Genomic DNA, 23,398 nt, shown 5'->3' with positions numbered 1-23,398 from the left:
GCTGGGGGAGGGACTTTGACGACAGGGCCTAGCCGGTTCCCTTCGGAGGCTGCGCCGCGTGGCCCGCGCCCGGAGCCGGCACCCCGCGGCTGCGCTTGGCGGTGCGGGCCCGGTCGGGGATACGCTGAAAGGGAGTCCCTACGTCCGCCGGTTCTCGGCGAAGCGACCGACCGCAGCGACCGGATTCGAACCGGATTCGAACCGGATCCGACCGAGGGTCGAACCGGCGGTGTCCCGTGGCAGACCCCGGTCCTCGACGTGCATGTGATGCGGTCGGCCGAGGTCGTGACGCCGCCCGCGCGCACCGGAGGTCGGTGGACGGGCCGTCACACCGCTGCCGTCGTGAGGGAGCGCGATCCCCGTGGACCTCAACACGATCACCGAAGTCGTCCGGCGTCCCCCCGACCGGCCTGGCGCCGACTGGCGCGAGGGCGATGCCTGGCTCGCGGGCGGGACATGGCTGTTCTCGGTGGAACAGCCGGATCTGCGCCGCCTGGTCGACCTGACCACCCTGCGGTGGGACCCCCTCGTCCCGACCGGCAAGGGCCTCGAAATCGGTGCCACCTGCACCATCCGCGAGTTCTACGCCTTCCGGCCCCCGGCCGACTGGACCGCCGGCCCCCTGTTCGGGACGGCCTGCGAGGCGTTCCTGTCCTCGTTCAAGGTCTGGAACGCGGCGACCGTGGGCGGAAACATCTGCATGTCGCTGCCGGCCGGCCCCATGATCACGCTGACGGTCGCACTGGAAGCGCGCTACGAACTGTGGGCCCCCGACGGGACGACGCGCACCGTCGACGCCCTCGATTTCGTGACGGGCAACCACGAGAACGTCCTCGCCCCCGGGGAGGTCCTGCGACGCATCGAGATCCCGGTCCACGCCCTGCGCAAACGCGCCGTGCACCGCCGGTTCACCCTGACCCGACTAGGCCGCTCGACGGTGTTCCTCGTCGGTACGCACACGCCCGGGAACGACGACCTGCTGCTCACCGTCACCGCCGGCACCACCAGACCCGTGCGCATGGTCTTCGACACCCTGCCCGACGCCCCGACCCTGCAGCAGAGCATCGACGTCATCCCCACCGACGTCTGGTTCGACGATCCCAACGGCACTCCCGGCTACCGCCGCCATCTGACGAAGCACTTCGCCGAGGAGATCCGCCGCGAACTCGCGTCCGGGAGCCCGACATGACGTACCGCGTGAACGGCAGGAGCTTCGGCGAGGAGCCGGCGCCCGGACAGTGCCTGCGCACCTTCCTCCGCTCGCTCGGCCACTACGGCGTCAAGAAGGGCTGTGACGCGGGGGACTGCGGTGCCTGCACGGTATGGCTGGACGGCAGCCCCGTACACAGCTGCATCACCCCCGCCTTCCGCGCCGACGGCCGCGAGGTGACCACCATCGAGGGGCTGGGCTCGCCCGGCAACCTGCATCCGATGCAGCGGCAGTTCCGTGACGCCCCCGGATTCCAGTGCGGCTTCTGCACCGCCGGAATGATCATGACCTCGGCGACCTTCACCGAGTCCCAGAAGGCCGATCTGCCGCGGGCGTTGAAGGGCAACCTCTGCCGCTGCACCGGTTACCGGGGGATCGAGGACGCCGTGCGGGGCGTCGTCGGCGTGGAGAGCGCCGCGCCGGGAAGGGCCGTCGGGGCGAGCGTCGGAGCCCCCGCGGCCAACGACGTGGTGACCGGCCGAGCCGAGTTCACGATGGACACCCACATGGAGGGCATGCTGCACGTGAAGGTGTTGCACTCACCGCACGCCCACGCCCGGATCCTGTCGATCGACAAGAGCGCCGCCCTCGCGGTTCCCGGCGTACACCGGGTCTACACCTGGGAGGACGTGCCGCGCAGACGCTTCACCACGGCGATCCACACCGACCACCTGGTCGACCCGGACGACACCCTCATCCTCGACCGGACGCTCCGCTTCGTCAGCCAGCGCGTCGTCGCGGTCGTCGCCGACACGCCCGGCGCAGCGGAGGAGGGCTGCCGCAGCGTCGTCGTCGAGTACGAGCCGCTGCCCGCGGTGTTCGACCCCGAGGAGGCCATGGCCGACGGAGCTCCGCAGATCCACGGGGCGGACGACCCCTTCGTCCGCGACCCCGTCCACAACGTCCTGCTCGAGATCCATTCGCACGTCGGAGACGTGGACGCGGGCTTCGCCGAGGCCGACGTGATCCACGAGGGCACCTACTCGTCCCCGCGCGTGCAGCACGCGCACCTGGAGACCCACGGCTCGATCGCCTGGATGGAGGACGGACGCCTCAACGTCCGCACCAGCTCGCAGTCGCCCTCCATCGCCAAGGTCAAACTCGCCCACCTGTTCGCGCTGCGCCCGGACCAGCTCCGCGTGTTCTGCAAGCGCGTCGGCGGCGGGTTCGGCGGCAAACAGGAAGTCATCTCCGAGGACCTGGCCGCGCTCGCCGCACTGGACACCGGGCGGCCCGTGTGCTTCGAGTACACCCGCGAGGAGGAGTTCACCACGGCCTCGCCGCGCCATCCGATGACGCTGACGGTCAAGCTCGGCGCGAAGGCCGACGGCACGCTCACCGCCTTCCAGGTCCGCAACGTGTCGAACACGGGCGCCTACGGGAACCACGGCGGCGAAACCCTGTTCGCGGGCGGCGCGGCCGTCATGATCTACCGCTGCCCCAACAAGAAGTACGACGCCTACTCCGTCTACACCAACACCGTTCCGAGCGGCGCGCTGCGCGGGTACGGGATGACCCAGCCGGCCTTCGCCGTGGAATCGGCGATGCACGAACTGGCCCTCGCCCTCCACATGGACCCGCTCGAACTGCGCCGCCGCAACATCGTGCGGCCGGGCGACCCGCTCGTCGCGATGCACGAGGGCCCCGACGACGTGACGTTCGGCGAGGACGGCCTCGCGCAGTGCATCGACCTGGTGGACCGGGCCCTGGCCCGGACGGCCGGAGATCCGCACCTCGGCCCGGACTGGCTCATCGGGACGGGCGCCGCGGCCTCCCTGCACGAGACCGCACCCCCGACCGAGCACATCTCGGAGGCCTGGGTGACGCTCGGCGACGACCTCGTCTACGAGCTCGCCGTCGGCACGGTCGAATTCGGCGAGGGCACCTCGACCGCCCACGTCCAGATCGCCGCCCACCAGTTGGGCACCACACCGTCGCGGATCCGCCTCGTGCAGTCCGACACCGACCGCACGGGATTCGACACCGGAGCCTTCGCGAGCGCCGGACTCTTCGTGGCGGGCAACGCGGTGCTGCGGGCGAGCAACGCCGTGCGCGACCGCATCCTGGAGTTCGCCGCCGCCCACACGGGCATCCACCCCGTGATGTGTGCGATGGACGACGACGGCGTCGTCTGCGGGGACCACCGGGTGTCGCTGGCCGAACTCGTCGCGCTGGCACGGGCGCGCGGCATCCGCTTCACCGCCGCCCGCAAGGCCTACGGATCGCCCCGCAGCGCCGTCTCCAACGCGCACGGGTTCCGGATCGCGGTCCACCGGGTGACCGGTGAGATCCGCGTCCTCCACAGCGTCCAGGCGGCCGACGCCGGCGTCGTCATCAACCCCGCGCAGGTACGGGGGCAGGTGGAGGGCGCCGTCGCCCAGGGCATCGGCTTCGTACTGACCGAGAACCACCGGCTCGACGCGAACGGCGCCGTGGTCAACCCGAACCTGCGCAACTACCGCATCCCCACCTTCGCCGACGTCCCGCGCACCGAAGTGCTCCTGGTGGGCTCGGCGGACTCCGTCGGACCGATGCGGGCGAAGGGCATGGCGGAGTGCAGCATCAACCCGGTGGCCCCCGCACTGGCCAACGCACTCCAGGACGCCACGGGGATCCGCTACCGGTCGCTGCCGCTGACACCGGAACGGATCTACGACCGGATCGGCGCGAAGCAGTCGCACGCGAAGGCCTGAGCCCATGGACACCGAGAAGCAGCGGGAAGACGCCGAGGCCACGGCGATCATCGCCCAGAAGGTACTGCCCGGACGGGAGCAGGAGTACGAGAGGTGGCAGCAGGGCGTCAACGCCGCCGCCGCTGAGTACGACGGGTACCTCGGCGTCGAGGTCGCCCCGCCGACCACCCTGCAACCCGAATGGGTCGTGGTCTACCGGTACGACTCGATACCCCACCTGCAGGCGTGGATCAACAGCTCGACCCGGCAGGAGCTCCTCGAAGTCGGCGACGCGTACCTCGACGGCCCCGGAACCCAGCAGGTGGTCAGCGGCCACGCCCCCGCACAGGATCCGCTGGTGACCGTGGTGATCACCCACCGCGTTCACCCGGAGCACGTCGAGGACTTCCTCGCGTGGCAGCGCCGGATGACCGAGGAGGAGAGCAGGTTCGAAGGCTTCCGCGGAAGCGAGTTCTTCCCGCCCATCGAAGGGGTCCAGGAGGAGTGGACCACCCTGTACCGGTTCGACAACGCCGAACACCTCGACGCCTGGCTGACCTCGGACCGCAGGCACAAGGTCCTCGCCGAGGGAAAGGAGTTCGACTTCAAACTGCGCACGATTGACAACTCCTTCGGCAGCTGGTTCGCCTTCGAGGAGAACGGCAGGGAGGCGCCCCCGCCCTCGGTCACCAAGACCGCCATCGCGGTCTGGGTCGGCCTGTACCCGACCGTGGTCCTCCTGGCGCTCGCCACGTCACCGCTGAAGATGCCGCTCTGGCTGGGCCTGCTCGTGGGGAACCTGCTGTCGAGCCTCGTCATGAGCTTCTTGACGATGCCCTACTACGTGAACCCGCTCCTGGGGCGGTGGCTGCGCCCGTCGCCGGACGAGGCGCCGGCCAGGAGCAACCTCATCGGCATCGGGATCGTCACCCTCCTGCTCGCCTTCTGGGTCGTGGCCTTCTACCTGGTGACCACCCGGATCTGGACCCTGCCCTGACCCCGCCCGGGCCGGGGTGCGCCGCGGACACCGCGGACGCTCTTGGCCCGTCCGGATGACCCGGCGGTGCGCCGGTGCTGGGAGCGGCGGGGGCGGGGGCGGGGGCAGGCTCGGAGTTCGTACGCGAACCCCGGACGGAAAGCCCCGATGAGTGCGTTGGATGCGGCGGCGCCGCGCGAGCGGGAGAGCCGCCACGCCGCCTGGCTCGAGCTGTTCTTCGACCTCGTCTTCGTGGCCTTCGCCGCCCAGCTCTCGCACGAGCTGCACGGCGACCCGGGACTGCGGGACTTCGCCGTCTTCCTCGGACTCTTCTTCCCGCCCTGGTGGATGTGGATCAACCTGACGGTCTCGGCGAACCTCTTCGAGGACGACGGCGCCCGGCGCCGGCTGCTGATGCTCTTCGCCATGCTCTGCCTGGCCGCCATGGCCGCGGCGGTACCCGAGGCCGACAGCACCCGCGGCGCGGTGTACGCCCTGGGGTACGCGGGAACCCGACTGGTCCTCCTCGGCCTCTGGTGGCCCGCCACCCGCTTCCCCGCCCCGCACCGGGTCCCCCGCTGGCGGCCGCTGAGCTACTGCCTGCTCTCCGGGCTCCTGTGGGCGGCCTCGGCGGCCGTTCCCGCGCCCTGGCAGTACGCCGTGTGGGCGGCCTTGATCGCCGCCGAGATGGTCTTGCTGCTCACCGCCCGGGGCCGCGGTGTCCCGGGACGGCTCGACACCGGGCACCTGGTCGAGCGGGTCGGGCTGTTCGTCATCATCGTGCTCGGCATCGCCGTTCCGGTCCTGGTCGCAGCGGTCTCGGACGCACTGGCGCCCTGGCTGGTGGTCCTGCTGCTCGCCGCCGAAGCGATCGTCCACCTGCTGTACGCCCGGGCCCTGTCGGCCCGCCGCCGCAGGGCTGCGACGGCCTGAGCTACGCCGTCAGGGCCGGCAGCCGGGCCGCCGCCGCCGTCGCGGCCGCGTCGAAGCGGCGCAGCAGCAGCCGGGCTAGTTCCGGGGCCGCGCCCAGGACCTCGGCGACGACGTCCGCGCCCGCGGCGCCGGCGCCGGCCGCGATGCGGTCCGGGAGACGGCCGGGGGCGATGACGTACGGGGCCACGGCCACCCGCTCGAAGCCCTCGGCGCGCAGGGCCCGTACGGCGTCCTCCGTACGGGGCAGTGCGGCGGAGGCGAACGCAGGCCGCACGGCACACCAACCGGTGCGCCGCCACTCCCGCGCGGTTTCAGCGATCGCTGCGATCGCCTCCGGGTCGGAGGAGCCGGCGGACGCGAGCACCACGGCGGTGGTGGCGCGGTCCGCCGGGGTGAGGCCGGCTTCGGTGAGCCGGCGTTCCAGGGCGGTCAACAGGAGCGGGGACGGCCCGAGGACGTCCGCCACCCGCACCGACAGCCCCGGCAGGCGCGAGGTCGACTCGGCGAGCGCCGCCGGGATGTCGGACTTCGCGTGGAAGGCGCGGGTCAGCAGCAGCGGGAGCGCCACGACCTCCCGTACGCCGGACAGGTAGAGCGAGGACAGGGCCTGCCCCACCGTCGGGGTGTTGAAGTCCAGGAAGGCCGTCTCCACGCGCAGCCCCGGCCGCAGCGCCCGCACGCGCCCCGTCAGGGCGTGCACGGTCGCCGCGTGCCGCGGGTCGCGGCTGCCGTGGGCGATGACCAGGAGGGCGCGGTCCATGGCGATCAGCTCTTCGCCAGCAGGCCGCGGCTGCGCAGCACCCACCGCTCGACCGGGCTGAAGATCAGCAGGTCGATGGCGATGCCGACGACCAGGATCAGGATGATCGCGAGGAACACGCCCGGCAGGTCGATGTTGTTGCGGCCGTTCTCCAGGAGCTGGCCCAGGCCCAGGCCCAGATCGGGCGAGGAGGCGATGATCTCGGCGGCCATCAGCGAGCGCCAGGAGAAGGCCCAGCCCTGCTTCAGTCCGGCCAGGTAGCCGGGCAGCGCGGCCGGCATGACGATGTGCCGGGCCCCGGCCAGACCGGTGGCCCCCAGGGTGCGGCCGGCCCGCAAGTACAGCGGCGGGATCTGGTCGATGCCGGAGACGAGGCCGTTGGCGATGGACGGGACGGCGCCCAGCAGGATCACCGTGAACATCATCGCGTCGTTCAGGCCGAACCACAGGACGGCCGGCGGCACCCAGGCCACCGACGGCAGCGACTGCAAGCCCTGCAGGATCGGGCCGATCGCGGCGCGGACGAACTTTACCCGGGCGACGAGCAGGCCCAGCGGCGTGCCGATGGCCAGGGCCAGCAGGAAGCCGAGCAGACCGCGGGAGACGCTGGTCCAGACGACCTCCAGCAGCGTGCCCTTGAGCCACATGTCGGACAGGCTGTCCCACACCGCGGACAGCGCGGGCAGCTTGGTCTCTTCGGTGACGTGCGTCGCGACGAGGACCTGCCAGACCAGGAGCACCAGGCTCACGGCCAGGACCGGCGGGAAGACCTTCTTGACGAGGATCTCCCGGACCGGGGTGCGGTGGGTCTGGACCGCGTCGAGGGCGTCGAGGCCCGCCTCCAGGCCGGCCAGGTCGTCGGTCCTGCCCGTGGCCTTCGAAGTGGTGTCAGTGCTGGCCATGGCGGCGGATCTCCCCACGCAGGTGTTCAGTGATCTCCAGGGACAGTTCCGCCACGTCCGCGTCCTCGATGCGGCGCGGCTGCGGGATGTCCACGGTCCATTCCTTCGCGACCCGGCCGGGCCGGGAGGAGAGCAGGACCACGCGCTGGGCGAGGCGGACGGCCTCGCGCACGTTGTGGGTGACGAAGAGGATGGACAGCCCCGTCTCCGCCCAGATGCGGGTGAGTTCGCCGTGCAGCACGTCCCGGGTGATGGCGTCGAGCGCGGCGAACGGCTCGTCCATCAGCAGCAGCCGGCTGTCCTGGGCGAGCGCCCGGGCCAGGGCCACGCGCTGGCGCATGCCGCCGGACAGCTCGTGCACGCGCTTGCCGTACGCGCCGCCGAGGCGGACCAGCTCCAGCAGCCGCTCCGCCTCAAGGCGGCGGTCGGCCTTGGCCACCCCGCGCAGGCGCAGGGCGAGTTCGATGTTCTTGCCCGCGGTCAGCCACGGGAAGAGGGCGTGCTCCTGGAACATCAGCGCCGGACGGCCGCCGGGGGTCTCGATGGACCCCGCGGACGGCTTGTCCAGGCCGGCGACCAGGTTCAGCAGCGTGGACTTCCCGCACCCCGAGGCACCCAGGAGGGTGACGAACTCGCCGGGAGCGACATCGAGGCTGATGTCGTCCAGGACGAGCTGCGATCCGGCCGGGCCGGAGAAGGACTTCGAGACGTGCTCGATGCGGGCGGCGTGGGTGCGCTCCAGGGCGGAGCCCTCGGCAGCCTTGGCAAGCGTGGTGGCCATGGTCGTCACCTCCTGGGATTGCGGGATCGCGGGGTTACTTGGCGCCGAGACCGGCGTCGGAGACCTCGGGCTTGCCGGCGGCCTTCAGCACCTTGTTCAGGAGCGTCAGGTCGTAGATCCCGGCCAGGTCGGGCTGCTCGATGAGCTTGGCCTTGACCGCCCACTCCGACTGCGTCTTCAGCGTGGCGGCCAGCGGGTCGTCGGTGATGGCGATGCTGGGCCACGCCGGGTCGATGACCTTCGCGTCGAGCGGCTTGCCACCCTCGGCCGCGAGGCGCGCGTTGGCGGAGGCCTTGGCCTCGTCCTGGTTGGCGTGGATCCACTCGTTGGTCTTCACCGTGCCGCGCAGCACGGCCTCGACGACGTCCGGGTGCTCCTTGAGGAACTTCTGCGACACGATGATGTTCGTGATCACGAACTTCTTGTCGGGCCACAGGGCGGTCTCGTCGAGGAGGACGGAGCCGCCGTCGGAGACGAGCTTGGAGGCCGTGGGCTCCGGCACCCAGGCGCCGTCGATCGAGCCCTGCTTGAACGCGTCCGGGGTCACCTTGTTGTCGGTGCGGACGACGGAGACGTCACCCTTGCCGGATTCGGGGTCGACCTTCCAGCCCTTTTCGGAGATCCAGTTGAGGAACGCGACGTCCTGCGTGTTCCCCTTCTGCGGGGTGGCGATCTTCTTGCCCTTGAGGTCGTCCAGGGTCTTGATCTTGTCCGGGTTCACGACGAGCTTGACGCCGCCGGAGGCGGAACCGGAGATGATCCGCAGGTTCGAGCCCTTGGACTTCACGTAGCCGTTGATGGAGGGCGAGGGGCCGATGAAACCGATGTCGAGAGAGCCGCCGTTGAGGGCTTCGATCTCGGACGGGCCGGCGTTGAAGGACTGCGGCTTGATCTTGGTGCCGTTCAGTTCCTTCTCGATCAGGCCTTCCTGGAGTCCGACCAGCGCGGTGGCGTGCGTCAGGTTGGGGAAGTACCCGATCCGCACCTCAGGGGCCGAGAGCTTCTTGCCGGCGTCGGCCGCGTCGGCGGCCTTCGGCTCGTCCTTCTCGGCCTCGGAACCGTAGCCGCAGGAAGCGAGCGCACCGATCAGGAGGGGCAGGGCGGCGGCGACGATGCCGCGGCGGAGCGTGGAGCGGGAGGTGGTGCGGTTACCGGTGGCAGACACGGGAGGACTTCCTCTCGTGACGGCGTCATCTCATGACGCGCGTCTTCGTTTGTGGAGCGATGGCGGGTACGGCTGGTGGGGGGTGTGGGCGCGCATGCGGTGCGCGTACGTCATCGCGCACATCGCGCAACCCCTCCCTGGCCGCTGCCGAGGGCGCCGCTGCCCACACGGCCGCCCTCCTTCGCGAAGGTGGAGTAGATGTCGGGGAGCATGGGTTAGAAGTCCCAACCTTCCTCGTCGGTCTGGACGGTGGTCTCGGCCGTGGAGGCGAAGGATTCGCCCGCCATGCCTGCCGCCAGGGTGGTTCCGTCCGCGGGGTCGATCAGCAGGAAGGAGCCGGTGCGGCGCGAGTCGGCGTACGCGTCGAGCGCGAGGGGCTCGGCGGTGCGGACGACGACGCGGCCGATGTCGTTGGCCACCAGCTGCCCGGGGTTCGGGTGCTGGGACAGGTCGTCCAGGGTCAGCCGCGAGGGGATCTCCTTGACGATCGCCTTGACCGTGCGCGTGGTGTGCTTGATCAGCACCCGGGCGCCGACGGCCAGCGGCTGGTCGGCCACGTGGCAGACCGTCGCCTCGACGTCCTGCGTGGTGGCCGGCGCGTTCGCGGAGGGCGCGATCAGGTCGCCGCGCGAGATGTCGATGTCGTCCTTCAGGCGCAGCGTCACCGACTGCGGGGCCCAGGCGATGTCCACGCTCTCGCCGAGCGCGTCGATGCCCTCGATGACCGAGGTCCGGCCGGACGGCAGGACGGTCACGGCCTCGCCGACGCGCAGCACGCCGGAGGCGATCTGGCCCGCGTAGCCGCGGTAGTCGGGGTGCGCGGCGGACTGCGGACGGATCACGTACTGCACCGGGAAACGTGCCGGGCAGGCGGTGAGGTCGTGGCTGACCGGGACGGTCTCCAGGTGCTCCAGCACCGTGGGGCCGCCGTACCAGTCCATGTTGGCGGAGGCGTCGACCACGTTGTCGCCGGCCAGGGCCGAGATCGGGATCGCGGTGATCTCCGGGACGCCGAGGTCGGAGGCGTACGCGGTGAACTCCTCGGCGATGGCCGCGAAGACCGACTCCTGGTAGCCCACCAGGTCCATCTTGTTGACGGCCAGGACCACGTGCGGGACGCGCAGCAGCGCGGCCACGGCCGCGTGCCGGCGGGTCTGCTCGATCACGCCGTTGCGGGCGTCGACGAGGACCACGGCCAGGTCGGCGGTGGAGGCGCCGGTGACCATGTTCCGGGTGTACTGCACGTGCCCGGGGGTGTCCGCGAGGATGAACCGGCGGCGCGCGGTGGCGAAGTACCGGTACGCGACGTCGATGGTGATGCCCTGCTCCCGCTCGGCCCGCAGGCCGTCGGTCAGCAGCGCGAGGTCGGGGGCCTCCTGGCCACGCTGGGCGGAGACGGCCTCGACGGCCTCCATCTGGTCGGTCAGGACCGACTTGGAGTCGTGCAGCAGCCGGCCCACCAGGGTGGACTTGCCGTCGTCGACGGAACCTGCGGTCGCGAAGCGCAGCAGGGTGGTCGCTGCGAGGTCGGCCAGGTGGGCGACCTGCTCGGTGGTGCTGCTCATGTCTAGAAGTACCCTTCGCGCTTGCGGTCTTCCATCGCGGCCTCGGACATCTTGTCGTCGGCGCGGGTCGCGCCCCGCTCGGTGAGGCGGGAGACGGCGATCTCGGCGATCACGGCGTCCAGCGTGGCGGCGTCGGAGTCGACGGCGCCGGTGCAGGACATGTCACCGACGGTCCGGTAGCGGATGAGACGCGTCTCGGGCGTCTCGCCTTCCTTCGGGCCGCCCCACTCGCCGGCCGTCAGCCACATCCCGTTGCGCAGGAACACCTCGCGCTCGTGGGCGAAGTAGATCTCCGGCAGCTCGATGCCCTCGCGGGCGATGTACTGCCAGACGTCCAGCTCGGTCCAGTTCGAGAGCGGGAAGACCCGCACGTGCTCGCCGGGGGCGTGGCGGCCGTTGTAGAGCTGCCACAGCTCGGGGCGCTGGCGGCGCGGGTCCCACTGCGAGAACTCGTCGCGGAGGCTGAACACCCGCTCCTTGGCGCGGGCCTTCTCCTCGTCGCGGCGGCCGCCGCCGAAGACGGCGTCGAACTTCAGCTTCTGGATCGCTTCGGTCAGCGGCACGGTCTGCAGCGGGTTGCGGGTGCCGTCCGGGCGCTCGCGCAGCTTCCCCGCGTCGATGTACTCCTGGACGGAGGCCACGTGCAGGCGCAGGCCGTGCTTCTCGACCGTACGGTCGCGGTACTCCAGCACCTCGGGGAAGTTGTGGCCCGTGTCGACGTGCAACAGCGTGAACGGCACCGGTGCCGGCGCGAACGCCTTCAGCGCCAGGTGCAGCATGACGATGGAGTCCTTGCCGCCGGAGAACAGGATCACCGGCTTCTCGAACTCGCCCGCCACCTCGCGGAAGATGTGCACGGCCTCGGACTCGAGGGCGTCGAGGTGTGACAGCGCGTAGGGCGCATCCGTCTCGCCGTGGACGTGTGCGACGGTCGTCGTCATGCCAGACCCCTCTCGGTGAGCAGCGCGTGCAGGGCCGAGGCCGACTCCTGCACGGTCTGCGTGTGCGACTCGATGCGCAGGTCCGGGGAGTCCGGTGCCTCGTACGGGTCGTCGACCCCGGTCAGACCGGAGATCTCGCCCGCCGCCTGCTTGGCGTACAGGCCCTTGACGTCACGCTCCGAGCAGACCTCGACCGGGGTGGCCACGTGGACCTCCAGGTACGAGGTGCCCTCGGCGGCGTGCCGCCCCCGGACGGCCTCACGGCTGTCCGCGAACGGTGCGATCACCGGCACCAGCGCCTTGACCCCGTTGCTCGCGAGGAGCTCGGCGACGAAGCCGATCCGCTGCACGTTGGTGTGCCGGTCCTCGCGGGTGAAGCCCAGGCCCGCGGAGAGGAACTCGCGGATCTCGTCCCCGTCGAGCACCTCCACCCGGTGGCCCTCGGCGCTCAGCCGTTCGGCCAGCGCGTAGGCGATGGTGGTCTTGCCCGCGCTCGGCAGCCCGGTCAGCCACACGGTGGCGCCCTGGTCGCTCACGCTCATCTGCTCTGTCTCCGTACGTTCTTCGACAAGTTCTTCGACGGTCGTCATCAGCCGTGCAGTCCGCACTCGGTCTTGCCCCGCCCGGCCCAGCGGCCGGCCCGCGCGTCCTCGCCCTCGGCGACGCGCCGGGTGCACGGGGCGCAGCCCACGGAGGCGTAGCCGTCCATCAGCAGCGGGTTGGTGAGTACGCCGTGCTCGGCGACGTACGCCTCCACGTCGTCCTGGGTCCAGCGCGCGATCGGGGAGACCTTGACCTTCTGCCGCTTCTCGTCCCAGCCGACCACCGGGGTGTTCGCCCGGGTCGGGGACTCGTCGCGGCGCAGGCCCGTCGCCCACGCGCGGTAGGCCGTCAGGCCCTCTTCCAGCGGCTTGACCTTGCGCAGCGCGCAGCACAGGTCGGGGTCCCGGTCGTGCAGCTTCGGCCCGTACGCGGCGTCCTGTTCGGCGACGCTCTGACGCGGGGTCAGCGTGATGACGTTGACGTCCATCACGGCCTCGACCGCGTCACGGGTGCCGATGGTCTCCTCGAAGTGGTAGCCCGTGTCGAGGAAGACCACGTCCACGCCGGGGAGGACCCGCGAGGCCAGGTGCGCGACGACCGCGTCCTCCATGGAGGAGGTCACGGCGAACTCCTTGCCGAAGGTGTCGACCGCCCAGCGCAGGATGTCCAGCGCGGAAGCGTCCTCCAGGTCCCGGCCCGCACGCTCGGCCAGGTCTTGGAGCGCCGCAGCCTCGAGCTCCCCGGCTGTGGGACTCGCGTCTTGAGTGGTGGTCATATTCCGTCCCCTCCCGCTGACCCTGCTGATCCCGCTGAATCCGACTGAACGCCCCGGGCCAGCAGCCCGAGGTACTTCAGCTGGAAGGCCCGGTTGCAGGCCCTGCATTCCCACGCGCCGTGACCCGACTCGTTGGGGAACAGGTCCTCGTCGCCGCAGTAGGGGCAGTAGAACGGTGCCGCGCGCTCGCTCACGAGAGGCTCTTCTCGTCCGCGCGGGCGACCCACGCCGCGAAGCGCTCGCCGTCCTCGCGCTGCTCCTCGTAGTGCTTGACGACCCGCTCGACGTAGTCGGGCAGACCGGCGGAGGTGACCTTGAGGCCGCGGACCTTGCGGCCGAAGCCGGCCTCGAGGCCGAGGGCGCCGCCGAGGTGGACCTGGTAGCCCTCCACCTGGTTGCCGTCGTCGTCCAGGACCAGCTGGCCCTTGAGGCCGATGTCCGCCACCTGGATGCGGGCGCAGGCGTTCGGGCAGCCGTTGATGTTGATGGTGAGCGGCTCGGCGAAGTCCGGCAGGCGGCGCTCCAGCTCGTCGATCAGCGAGGCGCCGCGCGCCTTGGTCTCGACGATGGCCAGCTTGCAGAACTCGATGCCGGTGCAGGCCATCGTGCCGCGGCGGAACGGGGACGGCTTGACCCGCAGGTCCAGCGCCTCCAGCGCCCCGACCACCGAGTCGACCTGGTCGGCCTCGATGTCGAGCACGATCATCTTCTGCTCGGCGGTGGTGCGCAGGCGGCCGGAGCCGTGCTGTGCCGCCACGTCGGCGATCTTGGTGAGGGTGGCGCCGTCCACGCGGCCCACGCGGGGCGCGAAGCCGACGTAGAACTTGCCGTCCTTCTGCTGGTGGACGCCCACGTGGTCGCGCCACTGGCCGCTCGGCTGCGCGGGCGCGGGACCGTCGGTCAGCTTGCGCTTCAGGTACTCGTCCTCCAGGACCTGGCGGAACTTGACCGGGCCCCAGTCGGCGACGAGGAACTTCAGGCGGGCGCGGTTGCGCAGCCGGCGGTAGCCGTAGTCGCGGAAGATCGAGATGACGCCCTCGTAGACGTCCGGGACCTCGTCGAGCGAGACCCAGGTGCCCAGGCGCACACCCAGCTTCGGGTTGGTGGACAGGCCGCCGCCGACCCAGACGTCGAAGCCGGGGCCGTGCTCGGGGTGGTCCACGCCCACGAACGCGATGTCGTTGATCTCGTGCGCCACGTCGAGGAGCGGTGAACCGGAGATCGCGGACTTGAACTTGCGGGGCAGGTTGGAGAAGTCCTTGTTGCCGACGATGCGGCGGTAGATCTCGTCGATGGCGGGGGTGCCGTCGATGATCTCGTCCTGGGCGATGCCGGCGACCGGCGAGCCGAGGATGACGCGGGGCGTGTCACCGCAGGCCTCGGTGGTGGACAGGCCCACGGCCTCCAGCCGGCGCCAGATCTCCGGGACGTCCTCGATCCGGATCCAGTGGTACTGCACGTTCTGGCGGTCGGTGAGGTCGGCGGTGCCGCGCGCGAACTCCTCCGAGATCTCGCCGATCACGCGGAGCTGCTCGGTGGTCAGCCGGCCGCCGTCGATGCGGACGCGCAGCATGAAGTACTCGTCGTCCAGCTCCTCCGGCTCCAGGATCGCGGTCTTGCCGCCGTCGATCCCGGGCTTGCGCTGGGTGTAGAGGCCCCACCAGCGCATGCGGCCGCGCAGGTCGTTGGGGTCGATCGAGTCGAACCCGCGCTTGGAGTAGATCGTCTCAATGCGTGTCCGCACGTTGAGACCGTCATCGTCCTTCTTGAACTGCTCGTTGCCGTTGAGGGGCGTGTGGTGTCCGACGGCCCACTGGCCCTCGCCGCGGTGACGGCCGGTCTTGCGGCGCGCGGCGGCTGCGGCGGCGGGCGCGGGCGTTTCGGGGGTGGCGGCCATGGCGGTACGTCCTTCTTCGGCGGCTCGAGGCAAGGGCAGGGGAGGCGACGGCGCTCCCCTGCGGGCTCGGCGACTCCGAGCGGGTGTGGCTGATTCCCGCTCCGCGCCGGGGTTGCCGGCGGGCAGGGCGGTACTACGACCTCAGGGGGCAAGCGGGTGATCGGCGCGTCCGCGGCGGCGGGGACGACGGCGATGTGCGGCGTGGCTGGTTCCGTCAGCGCGCCGGACAGATGGCGCTGGACATGCGGCCGAGGTCGACGTGCCGCCGACTCACCAAGGCAATTCCAGCTCCATTCATGGCGGAAGCGTGTCATGTGCCGATTGGAGGAGTCCACTACTGTCCACGATTCGGACGAACTCGTCTCGAATCATGGGATGGCGTGACGGGGGTCACCTATCGAAGCCGGGCGGGCATCGCATTTCGGCCGCGCCCGGGGTTCGGTGCGCGGGGTACGGGGCGGAGCCCCGGGGTCGGCGGAGCCGGCCCGCTCGGCCGACCGACCCCGGAGGGGCTACGCGCCGGGCCACGGGCCGGGGGTCGGGGTTTCCACCTTGGACTCCGTCTCCGTCTTGAAGACCTTGAAGCCGCGCCGCTCGTAGTTGCTCATCGCCGTCGGCCCGTCCTGGCTGCAGGTGTGCACCCACACCCGTCGGGTCGGCTCCAGCTCCGGCCAGCGCTCCGCGAGGGACCAGGCGCGGGCGACGCCCACCGACAGCAGGTGCCCACCGATGCGGCGGCCGCGGAAGTCGGGGAGGAGGCCGAAGTACATGATCTCCACCACGCCGTCGTCCTGCGGGTCGAGCTCCACGTACCCGGCCGGCGTGCCCCGGTCGTACGCGACCCAGGTCTCCACCCCCGGTCGGTCCAGCTGCTCGACCCACTGCGCGCGGGTCAGGGAGAGCCGGTCCGTCCAGTGGATGTCGCCGCCCACCGAGGCGTACAGGAAGCGGCTGAATTCGGGGGAGGGGACCTCCGCCCGGGCGATGGATATCTCCGGTCCCGCCGGAGCCGCCGGGACGAGGTCCGCCGGAGAGGTCATCTCCAGCGACCAGGTGGTGAGAGTGATGGTGCTCATGCAGCTCAGGGAATCATGCCGGGCCCCGTGCGGCCCAGGCGGGCCCGGACCACCGCGGGCGCGGTCGAGTGCGGGAGCAGTGCGGCCGGGTCCTCGGGGCGGATCAGCTCCACCTCCACGTCCTCCGCGAACCGGTACGGCCGGTGGGTGAGGACGCTCCCGAGGTGGCGGCGTACGCGGGACAGCTCCGCACGGACCGTCACCGTGCGCGTCGGATCCCCGAACAGCTCGCCGGCCAGCTCCGCCGCCGAGCGCCCCCGCGGGCTCTGCGCCAGCAGGAACAGCAGCTCCGCATGGCGCGGACTCAGCTCCTGCGACCAACTCCCTGAGGGTCCGTACACCGTCACCGACCAGCATCCCGCCCGGCTGAGGTCCAGGACGATCCGGGTCACCGCCGTGCTGTGCCGGTCCTGGGCGACCCGCAGCAGCCAGCCACCGGGCAGCGGCTCCACCACGCACTCCCCGAGCCGCGGCACCCGCATGCGGCCCGGTCCGAAGGCCTTCGGCAGCGGGATGCGCTCCGCCGGGGCCAGCCCCGTCACCGCCGCCGTCCAGCCGCTCGGGTCCACGGCCAGCGCCCGCCCCGGCAGCCGGGCCAGCAGCGGGGCCGCCACCATCCGCAGCCGCTCCAGCGACTCCAGGTGCCGCAGCCGCAGCTCCCGCTCCGCGAGCCGGGCCACTGAGCTCACCCACGCCAGCGTCGCCGGGTGCATGGTGGCCAGCGGACCGCTGACGTCGACCACGCCCAGCAGCCGCCCGTCGCGCGGGTCCCGTACGGGCGCCCCCGCGCAGGTCCAGTCGTGGTGGCTGGAGACGAAGTGCTCGGCCGAGAACACCTGCACCGGGCGCCGGGTCACCAGGGCGGTGCCCACCCCGTTCGTGCCGACGACGGCCTCGTCCCAGTCCGCGCCGACCGCGAAGCCGAGCCGGTCCGCCTTGCGCAGGATGGAGGAGTGGCCCTCCCGCCACAACAGCCGCCCGTCCGCGTCGGCGACGACCATGATGTGCAGGGCCTCGTCCAGGGCCGGCAGCAGACCCTCGCGCAGCACCGGCAGGACCTCCCGCAGCGGCGACACGTGCCGCCGCTCCTCCGTCTCGGTGGCCGACAGCACCCGCGAGCGCGCGTCCCGGTCCGGGTGCACCCCGCCGGCCAGCATCCGGCGCCAGGACTCCGCGATCTCCGGCCGGGGCGCGGCCGGGGGACGGTCCCCGGCCAGTGCCGCCGCCCGCACGCCCTTGAGCAGACGTGCCGCCGCCCGCGCGTCCATGGCCGAGATGCGTGCCGCATCGACCGTGCTGCCTGTGGTGTCGGCCACCGGAACCTCCCCGTGCGAACAGGACGTACGACGCGGGCCGCCGGGCGGTCCGCGGTGCTGCTTCCCCCGGGCACTGCGACGGACGGCTGCCGACTCCAAAGGTTGCAACGGTATGCAACTCTCGCCAAGTCCCGGTCGGTCGACCGAAACTGTCCGGACGCCGCAGAGCGGCGTGCCGGCTCCTCCTCGGGGCTTCGGATCAGGGGTGGTGCCGAGTCGGCGCGGCGCCACCCTTGTACCGGTGATGGGCCCGGATCTCGGCTGGGAGCGGTTTGGGGACCGCCGTGGAGCCCGACGGGGGCTCTCTCCTAGCCCGCGATCCGCGCCCGTTCCACCACCGCGCGCAGGTCAAGGCTGTGCGGCAGCGTGCCGAAGGCCGCGCCCCAGTCGCCGCCCAGCCGCGAGGCGCAGAAGGCGTCCGCGACCTCCGGCGGGGCCCACCGCACCAGCAGCGATCCCTGGAGCACCAGCGCCATGCGCTCCACCACGCGGCGGGCTCGTGCCTCGATGCCCTCCAGATCGGCGAGATCCGTCAACAGGTCCTTGATGGCCGAATCCAGCCGGTGGTCGGCACCCCGGGCCAGGCCGACCTCCTGGAGGAAGGCGTTCAGCGCCTGGGGCTCGCGCTGGAGGGCGCGCAGTACGTCCAGCGCCTGCACGTTGCCCGAACCCTCCCAGATGGAGTTCAGCGGGGATTCGCGCAACAGTCTGGGCAGCCCCGACTCCTCTACGTAGCCGTTGCCCCCCAGACATTCCAGGGCCTCCGCCACCATCGGCGTACAGCGCTTGGTCACCCAGTACTTGGCGGCGGGAACGGCGAGACGCAGGAAGGCCTTCTCCTGCTCGGTCGCGGCGTCGTTGGCGGCGGCCAGGCGCAGGGTCAAGGTGGTGGCCGCCTCCGACTCCAGGGCGAGATCGGCGAGCACGTTGCGCATCAGCGGCTGGTCGATGAGCGGCGCTCCGAAAGCAGAGCGGTGCTCCGCGTGGTGCACGGCCTGCGTCAGGGCCTGCCGCATCAGCGAGGCCGAGCCGATGACGCAGTCCAGCCGGGTCGCCGCGACCATCTCGATGATGGTCCGCACCCCGCGGCCCTCCTCACCGACCCGCCGCGCCCAGGTCCCGTCGAACTCCACCTCGCTCGAAGCGTTCGACTTGTTGCCCAGCTTGTCCTTCAGCCGCTGGATCGCGAAGACGTTGTGCGTCCCGTCCGGCAGCACCCGCGGCACCAGGAAGCAGGTCAGCCCGCCCGGAGCCTGCGCCAGCACCAGGAAGCCGTCGCACATCGGCGCCGAGCAGAACCACTTGTGCCCGGTCAGCAGGTACTCGCCGGACGCGTCCAGCGGTACCGCGGCCGTCGTGTTCGCCCGTACGTCGCTGCCGCCCTGCTTCTCCGTCATCCCCATGCCGAAGAGCACACCGCCCTTCTCGGCGGCCGGCCGCAGCCCCTGCTCGTACACGTGCGAGGTCAGCCGCGGCTCCCATTCGGCAGCCAGCTCCGGATCGGTGCGCAGCGCCGGCACGGCGGCGTGCGTCATCGAGATGGGGCAGCCGTGCCCCGCCTCGGCCTGCGACCAGATGAAGAACCCGGCGGCGCGGCGCAGGTGTCCGGCCGGACGCCCCCAGGCGTCGGTGAGCCCGGACGTCACGGCGTGCCCCAGCAACCGGTGCCAGGACGGGTGGAAATCGACCTCGTCGATCCGGTTCCCGTACCGGTCGTGCGTCCGCAGCTTGGGCGGATTCTCGTTCGACTGCACTCCCCATTCCTGGGCCTGCGCGGAACCGGCCGCCTGCCCGAGGTCGGTGAGCTCCTCCCTTACCTCGTCGAGGAGTTCGGGATCCGCGGCCGCGAGGTGACGCTCGACGCCCTCGGTGAGGGCCCGATCGCCGCCGTAGACGTCGTACCCCACCAGGGGCGGGGCCTGGTTGCTGACTGTGTGGGTGGTGGCTGCCATGCGGATACCGTAAGGACGTGCAGCCAGCAAAAGAAACACCCGAGCGGATCCCAGGACGGCTCCACCGGGCCCGTGCCCTCTACCGCAACGTCTCGATGCGGAAGATGGGCTGGCTGCTGCTGAAGGACACCGTCAACTCGTGCATTGAGTACCGGATCCTCGGGCTCGCGGCGGAGGCGGCGTTCTTCACGCTGCTCTCGCTGCCCCCGCTCTTCCTGGGCCTGCTGGGCCTGCTCGGCTACGTGGACGGCTGGACCGACACCCGTACGGTGGAAAGCATTGAGGAGAACATCCTTGCGGCGGTCGGCACGGTCCTGTCCGACCGGGGCGTCAACGACATCGCCAGACCACTGCTGGACGACGTCACCCGCAGCGGTCGCCCCGACCTGATTTCGCTCGGTTTCGCCTTCGCCCTCTGGTCGGGATCCCGGGCCGTCAACGTCTTCATCGACACCATCACCGTGATGTACGGGCTCGACGGCCATCGCGGCATCGTCAAGACCCGGCTGCTGGCCTTCCTGCTCTACGTCATCGCCCTGCTGATCGGCGCGATCGTGCTGCCGCTGATGGTGGTGGGCCCGGACGCGGTCGTGCGGCTGGTGCCCTGGGGCACCGAAGTGATCGCGGTCCTGTACTGGCCCACCGTCACCCTGCTGTCCATCGCCTTCCTCACCACGCTCTACCACGTGTCCGTGCCCGTGCGCTCGCCGTGGATCGAGGACGTGCCGGGGGCGCTGGTGGCCCTCGCCATGTGGGTGCTGGGCTCGTTCCTGCTGCGGATCTACCTCACCAACACGGTGGAGGGGCCGACGATCTACGGATCACTGGCCGCGCCCGTGGCGGTGCTCCTGTGGATCGGCATCTCGGCCTTCGCGGTGCTGGTCGGGGCCGCCGTCAACGCCGCGATCGACCGGGTGTGGCCCTCCGTGGCCACGGCGGCGGCGCGCGAGGCGAACGAGCGGGCCCGGGAAGAGGAGGCCGCCCAGCTGATCGCGCGGGCCGCCGCCTGGCGGGCGATGGCGGAGGGCGAGTCGGAGGACGACGAGGACGACGGGATGCCGTCGGAGTTCCCGGAGCGGTGGTCGAAGTTCCTGCCGCCCGAGGACTACCACTCCCGGCTGCGCAAGCACTGAGGGCCCGACCGGTGGCGGCGAAACGCTACGCCGGACCCTTCACGCCCCAGGCGGTGAGCAGGCCGGGGGAGAGCGCGGCGCAGTCCGGCGAGTCCAGGTAGCGGATCGCCGCGTCGATCTCCGCGTCGTCGACCAGCCCGGTGGCCGTCATCGGTCCCCGCGCGCGTTCCCACGTACCGGCCCAGAACCGGCTGATGGGGCTTCCCGGCAGCAGCGGGGGGACGAGGACCTCGGCCCCCACGGACAGCAGACCGGCCTCCTGCAGGTGCGCGGGATACTCCGGCACCCAGGAGACGTCGGTGCCCAGGCTGTCCCCGAGCCCCTGCCACATCGCCCGCACCACCCGCCCGTACGTGGTCGTCGGCGCGGCGGGGGTGGTCAGGTCGACCGCGTCGCCGAGGACCAGGACACCGCCCGGGGCGACCAGGGAGGCGAGCTTGCCGATCATCCGCGGCCAGTTCCGCAGGTGCATCAGCACGAACCGGGCGTGCACCAGCTGGAACCGTCCCGGATTGAAGTCCAGGGCGGTGACGTCCGCCTCCAGCGCAGTGAGCCCGGGCGCCGGGTGGGCCCGCAGGAAGGCCGTGTCCCGGTCGACGGCAAGGACCTCCGAGACCCCGGCCCGCTCCAGCAGGAGCCGGGCGACCGTCCCCGTTCCCGCGCCCACGTCCAGGCAGCGCCAGCCCGGCCCGGCGCCCAGCGCGCGCAGCCGTGCCAGCGTGAAGTCGTCGTAGGCGAGCGCGCCGAGGTCGATGCGGTCGTCCTCGCCCGCCAGCTCCGGCCGGAACACCGCCTCGCCGTAGCGGCCGCCGGCCACCGCCTCGGGACGCGGCGGCGGGTCGTCGTCGGGCAGGTTCACGTCCGGACCTCTTCACGGGGCGGGGAGGGGGATGCGGCGGACGCGGCGGATGCGGCCCGCATCGGCCGCATCCGCCGCCCCACCGATCCTCCACCGGCGCCCGCCCGCCCCACCGAGGCGCGCCGGGCCTGATCCGAAAGAGACTCCCGGTCCTTAACCTGGAGCGGTGTACGAGGAAGCCGTGTCCGAGGTCGTCCCCGGGGCCGTGCTGTGGCGCGCCGCCGCGGGCGGCGGCGCGGTGGTGCTGCCCGACGGCTGCATGGACCTGCTGTGGGTCGACGGGCGGCTGCTGGTGGCCGGACCCGACACCGGGCCGCATCCGGCCGGGGAGGTCCCCGGCGGCGCCTTCGCGGGGATCCGGCTCGCTCCCGGCACGGCGCCCGCGCTGATCGGCGTACCGGCGCGCGAGCTGCGGGACCGGCGCGTCGAGCTCACCGACCTGTGGCCCGCCCGTGCGGTACGCCGGGCGTCCGCCCTGGTCGAGGGGTACGGGGACGCGCGAGCGGGACTCGAAGCGCTGGCCCGGACCCGCGCCGCCGATGCCGGTGCGCCCGACCTGCTGATCGCCGAGGTCGTGGCCCGGCTCCGGGCGGGCGAGGCGGTGGCCGCGATCGCCCGCGCCGTCGGCCTCGGGGAGCGGCAGCTGCACCGGCGCTCGCTCGACGCCTTCGGGTACGGCCCCCGGGCGCTCGGCCGCATCCTGCGGCTGCGCCGGGCCCTGGCCCTGGCCCGCGCGGGCCTGCCGTACGCCGAGGTCGCATGCGTCGCCGGGTACGCCGACCAGGCGCACCTCGCCCGTGAGGTGCGGGCGCTGGCCGGGACGCCCCTGCGGGCCTACGCCGCCGGAGCCGACGGGGCGAAGAGCGAGACCCCGCAGCCGTCGGGGTCGAGGACGACGGCGTAGCGCTGGCCCCAGAAGGCGTCCCAGGGCTTCAGGTGTCCGGTGTGCCCGGCGGCGGTCAGCTCGGCGTACAGCGCGTCCACCTCGGCGGGGGAGTCGCACAGGAAGGCCAGGTCCCGGCGGCCGTCGCCGGTGGGCGGGGTCCACGACGGGTCGAAGGAGCGGACGGTGTCCTCCGTGTCCCACGCGATCCGCAGGCCCCCGGGCAGGACGGCCTCCACGTGCGGCAGACCGTCGGCCTCGGCCGGAACGTCCAACCCGAGGCGGCGGTAGAAGGCGAGCGAGGCGGCCATGTCGGAGACCACCATGCCGATGAGGTCGAGTCGAGGAGTCATGGCAACAGGCTAGGCGGGCACCGGGCGGCCGTCTTGAACGAATCGGACACCGGACGCGCCGTGTCCCGCCCCGGCACGCACCCCTGCATCAGCGCGGTCGGCGCACCGCCACCACCGCGCAGGCGACCGCCAACGGCAGCTCCGCGCCCGCCGCCAGCAGCAGCGCCATCCCCTGACCGCCGGTCCCGGCCGAGGTCGTCACGTCGAACCAGGCGTCCATCACCAGCAGCGCGGCCGTCGCCGCCGCGAGCGGGGACGCCCGGGGATCCTGCCTGCGCAGCAGCGCCCCGGTCCCGGTCAGCCCGGCGGCCAGCGCCAGGTCCAGGCCGATCCACGCCGTGGACCAGTGCGAGACCTCGGTGGTCTGCGGCATCGTCTTCGCCAGCACCACCACCCAGGGCAGCAACATTACTCCGGCGCCGGTGAGCACGGTGGCCGTCCGCGGGGCGCGGAGGACGCGGGCGGCGCGGAACGTGCGAGCGGTGCGGAACGTGCGGGCGGCGCGGAGGATGCGGGCGGTGCGGGCGGTGCCGAGGGCGCGGGGGGTGCGCCAGGCGCGGGGCTGCGGGGCGGCGAGGGCCATGGCGGGGGTCTCCTTCCGGCCCGGCGGTCCGTCCGCCCGGGCACACCACCAGCCTCGCCGGACGGGCCCGCCAGATCAGTAGCCCCTCGATCCGGATCGGGGGTGGCACCAGGTACACCCCCG

The 23,398-nt window shown here is 71.9% G+C and carries 23 protein-coding genes; 6 read left to right on the top strand and 17 right to left on the bottom strand.

Annotation, left to right across the window (positions count from 1 at the left end):
- Positions 1–361 precede the first annotated feature (361 nt).
- The 4 genes from OG207_RS10935 to OG207_RS10920 all read left to right on the top strand — a co-directional run bounded on the left by OG207_RS10935 (position 362) and on the right by OG207_RS10920 (position 5,791).
- Positions 362–1,189 carry an FAD binding domain-containing protein gene (locus tag OG207_RS10935; RefSeq protein ID WP_329098118.1) on the top strand — a complete coding sequence of 276 codons (828 nt, stop codon included), beginning with the start codon at positions 362–364 and terminating at the stop codon, positions 1,187–1,189.
- The gene (locus tag OG207_RS10930; protein WP_329098116.1) at positions 1,186–3,903 is read left to right on the top strand and encodes a molybdopterin-dependent oxidoreductase; all 2,718 of its coding nucleotides are present in this window, start codon (positions 1,186–1,188) and stop codon (positions 3,901–3,903) included. The genes OG207_RS10935 and OG207_RS10930 overlap by 4 nt, the downstream gene beginning before the upstream one ends.
- Positions 3,904–3,907: 4 nt before the next feature.
- Complete coding sequence (locus OG207_RS10925; protein WP_329098113.1) at positions 3,908–4,879, top strand: antibiotic biosynthesis monooxygenase; 972 nt, start codon at positions 3,908–3,910, stop codon at positions 4,877–4,879.
- 147 nt (positions 4,880–5,026) lie between these two features.
- Positions 5,027–5,791, top strand: a complete 765-nt coding sequence (locus OG207_RS10920) for a low temperature requirement protein A (RefSeq protein ID WP_329098111.1) — start codon at positions 5,027–5,029, stop codon at positions 5,789–5,791.
- A gap of 1 nt (position 5,792) precedes the next feature.
- On the opposite strand, the gene OG207_RS10915 is transcribed toward OG207_RS10920, so the two are convergent.
- The 14 genes from OG207_RS10915 to OG207_RS10850 form a co-directional block, all read right to left on the bottom strand.
- Positions 5,793–6,551 carry a sirohydrochlorin chelatase gene (locus OG207_RS10915; RefSeq protein WP_329098109.1) on the bottom strand — a complete coding sequence of 253 codons (759 nt, stop codon included), beginning with the start codon at positions 6,549–6,551 and terminating at the stop codon, positions 5,793–5,795.
- A 5-nt stretch (positions 6,552–6,556) separates the two neighbouring features.
- A complete protein-coding gene (locus OG207_RS10910; RefSeq protein ID WP_329098106.1) occupies positions 6,557–7,453 on the bottom strand; it encodes an ABC transporter permease in 897 nt (298 codons plus the stop codon).
- Positions 7,440–8,234 carry an ABC transporter ATP-binding protein gene (locus tag OG207_RS10905; RefSeq protein ID WP_329098104.1) on the bottom strand — a complete coding sequence of 265 codons (795 nt, stop codon included), beginning with the start codon at positions 8,232–8,234 and terminating at the stop codon, positions 7,440–7,442. The genes OG207_RS10910 and OG207_RS10905 overlap by 14 nt, the downstream gene beginning before the upstream one ends.
- A gap of 34 nt (positions 8,235–8,268) precedes the next feature.
- Positions 8,269–9,399 (bottom strand): ABC transporter substrate-binding protein, encoded by a 1,131-nt coding sequence (locus OG207_RS10900; protein WP_329098103.1) that lies wholly within the window; start codon positions 9,397–9,399, stop codon positions 8,269–8,271.
- A gap of 215 nt (positions 9,400–9,614) precedes the next feature.
- Complete coding sequence (locus OG207_RS10895) at positions 9,615–10,964, bottom strand: sulfate adenylyltransferase subunit 1 (protein WP_329098100.1); 1,350 nt, start codon at positions 10,962–10,964, stop codon at positions 9,615–9,617.
- Positions 10,965–10,966: 2 nt separating this feature from the next.
- Positions 10,967–11,905 carry a sulfate adenylyltransferase subunit CysD gene (gene cysD, locus OG207_RS10890; RefSeq protein WP_329098098.1) on the bottom strand — a complete coding sequence of 313 codons (939 nt, stop codon included), beginning with the start codon at positions 11,903–11,905 and terminating at the stop codon, positions 10,967–10,969.
- Positions 11,902–12,447 (bottom strand): adenylyl-sulfate kinase, encoded by a 546-nt coding sequence (gene cysC / locus OG207_RS10885; RefSeq protein WP_329098097.1) that lies wholly within the window; start codon positions 12,445–12,447, stop codon positions 11,902–11,904. Before cysC ends, cysD begins: the two co-directional genes overlap by 4 nt.
- A gap of 47 nt (positions 12,448–12,494) precedes the next feature.
- Positions 12,495–13,223, bottom strand: a complete 729-nt coding sequence (locus tag OG207_RS10880; RefSeq protein ID WP_329098094.1) for a phosphoadenylyl-sulfate reductase — start codon at positions 13,221–13,223, stop codon at positions 12,495–12,497.
- The gene (locus OG207_RS10875) at positions 13,220–13,417 is read right to left on the bottom strand and encodes a hypothetical protein (RefSeq protein WP_329098092.1); all 198 of its coding nucleotides are present in this window, start codon (positions 13,415–13,417) and stop codon (positions 13,220–13,222) included. The genes OG207_RS10880 and OG207_RS10875 overlap by 4 nt, the downstream gene beginning before the upstream one ends.
- A complete protein-coding gene (locus OG207_RS10870) occupies positions 13,414–15,120 on the bottom strand; it encodes a nitrite/sulfite reductase (RefSeq protein ID WP_329098090.1) in 1,707 nt (568 codons plus the stop codon). Before OG207_RS10870 ends, OG207_RS10875 begins: the two co-directional genes overlap by 4 nt.
- 214 nt (positions 15,121–15,334) lie before the next feature.
- Positions 15,335–15,418 carry a putative leader peptide gene (locus OG207_RS10865; RefSeq protein ID WP_312847410.1) on the bottom strand — a complete coding sequence of 28 codons (84 nt, stop codon included), beginning with the start codon at positions 15,416–15,418 and terminating at the stop codon, positions 15,335–15,337.
- 214 nt (positions 15,419–15,632) lie between these two features.
- Entirely contained in the window at positions 15,633–16,196 is a 564-nt protein-coding gene (locus OG207_RS10860) for a GNAT family N-acetyltransferase (protein ID WP_329098088.1), read from the bottom strand.
- Positions 16,197–16,201: 5 nt separating this feature from the next.
- Positions 16,202–17,464, bottom strand: a complete 1,263-nt coding sequence (locus OG207_RS10855; protein ID WP_329107539.1) for a GAF domain-containing protein — start codon at positions 17,462–17,464, stop codon at positions 16,202–16,204.
- A gap of 356 nt (positions 17,465–17,820) precedes the next feature.
- Complete coding sequence (locus tag OG207_RS10850) at positions 17,821–19,464, bottom strand: acyl-CoA dehydrogenase family protein (protein WP_329098086.1); 1,644 nt, start codon at positions 19,462–19,464, stop codon at positions 17,821–17,823.
- A 17-nt stretch (positions 19,465–19,481) separates the two neighbouring features.
- On the opposite strand from OG207_RS10850, the gene OG207_RS10845 reads away from it, so the two are divergent.
- Positions 19,482–20,597 carry a YihY/virulence factor BrkB family protein gene (locus OG207_RS10845; RefSeq protein WP_329098084.1) on the top strand — a complete coding sequence of 372 codons (1,116 nt, stop codon included), beginning with the start codon at positions 19,482–19,484 and terminating at the stop codon, positions 20,595–20,597.
- 25 nt (positions 20,598–20,622) lie between these two features.
- Here the strand turns inward: OG207_RS10845 and OG207_RS10840 are convergent, their stop codons facing one another.
- Complete coding sequence (locus tag OG207_RS10840; RefSeq protein WP_329098082.1) at positions 20,623–21,456, bottom strand: class I SAM-dependent methyltransferase; 834 nt, start codon at positions 21,454–21,456, stop codon at positions 20,623–20,625.
- A gap of 166 nt (positions 21,457–21,622) precedes the next feature.
- Between OG207_RS10840 and OG207_RS10835 the strand changes: the two genes are divergently transcribed.
- Positions 21,623–22,360, top strand: coding sequence for a helix-turn-helix domain-containing protein (locus tag OG207_RS10835; RefSeq protein ID WP_329098080.1), 738 nt, complete (start codon positions 21,623–21,625; stop codon positions 22,358–22,360).
- Here OG207_RS10835 and OG207_RS10830 read toward each other — a convergent pair.
- Entirely contained in the window at positions 22,291–22,692 is a 402-nt protein-coding gene (locus OG207_RS10830) for a VOC family protein (protein WP_327382610.1), read from the bottom strand. The two genes, OG207_RS10835 and OG207_RS10830, sit on opposite strands and share 70 nt — an antisense overlap.
- Before the next feature lie 88 nt (positions 22,693–22,780).
- Positions 22,781–23,275 carry a hypothetical protein gene (locus tag OG207_RS10825; protein ID WP_329098077.1) on the bottom strand — a complete coding sequence of 165 codons (495 nt, stop codon included), beginning with the start codon at positions 23,273–23,275 and terminating at the stop codon, positions 22,781–22,783.
- Between the last annotated feature and the right edge of the window lie 123 nt (positions 23,276–23,398).

Source organism: Streptomyces sp. NBC_01439 (assembly GCF_036227605.1).
Classification (GTDB): Bacteria; Actinomycetota; Actinomycetes; order Streptomycetales; family Streptomycetaceae; genus Streptomyces.
This window is presented reverse-complemented; position numbering and strand designations above follow the sequence as displayed.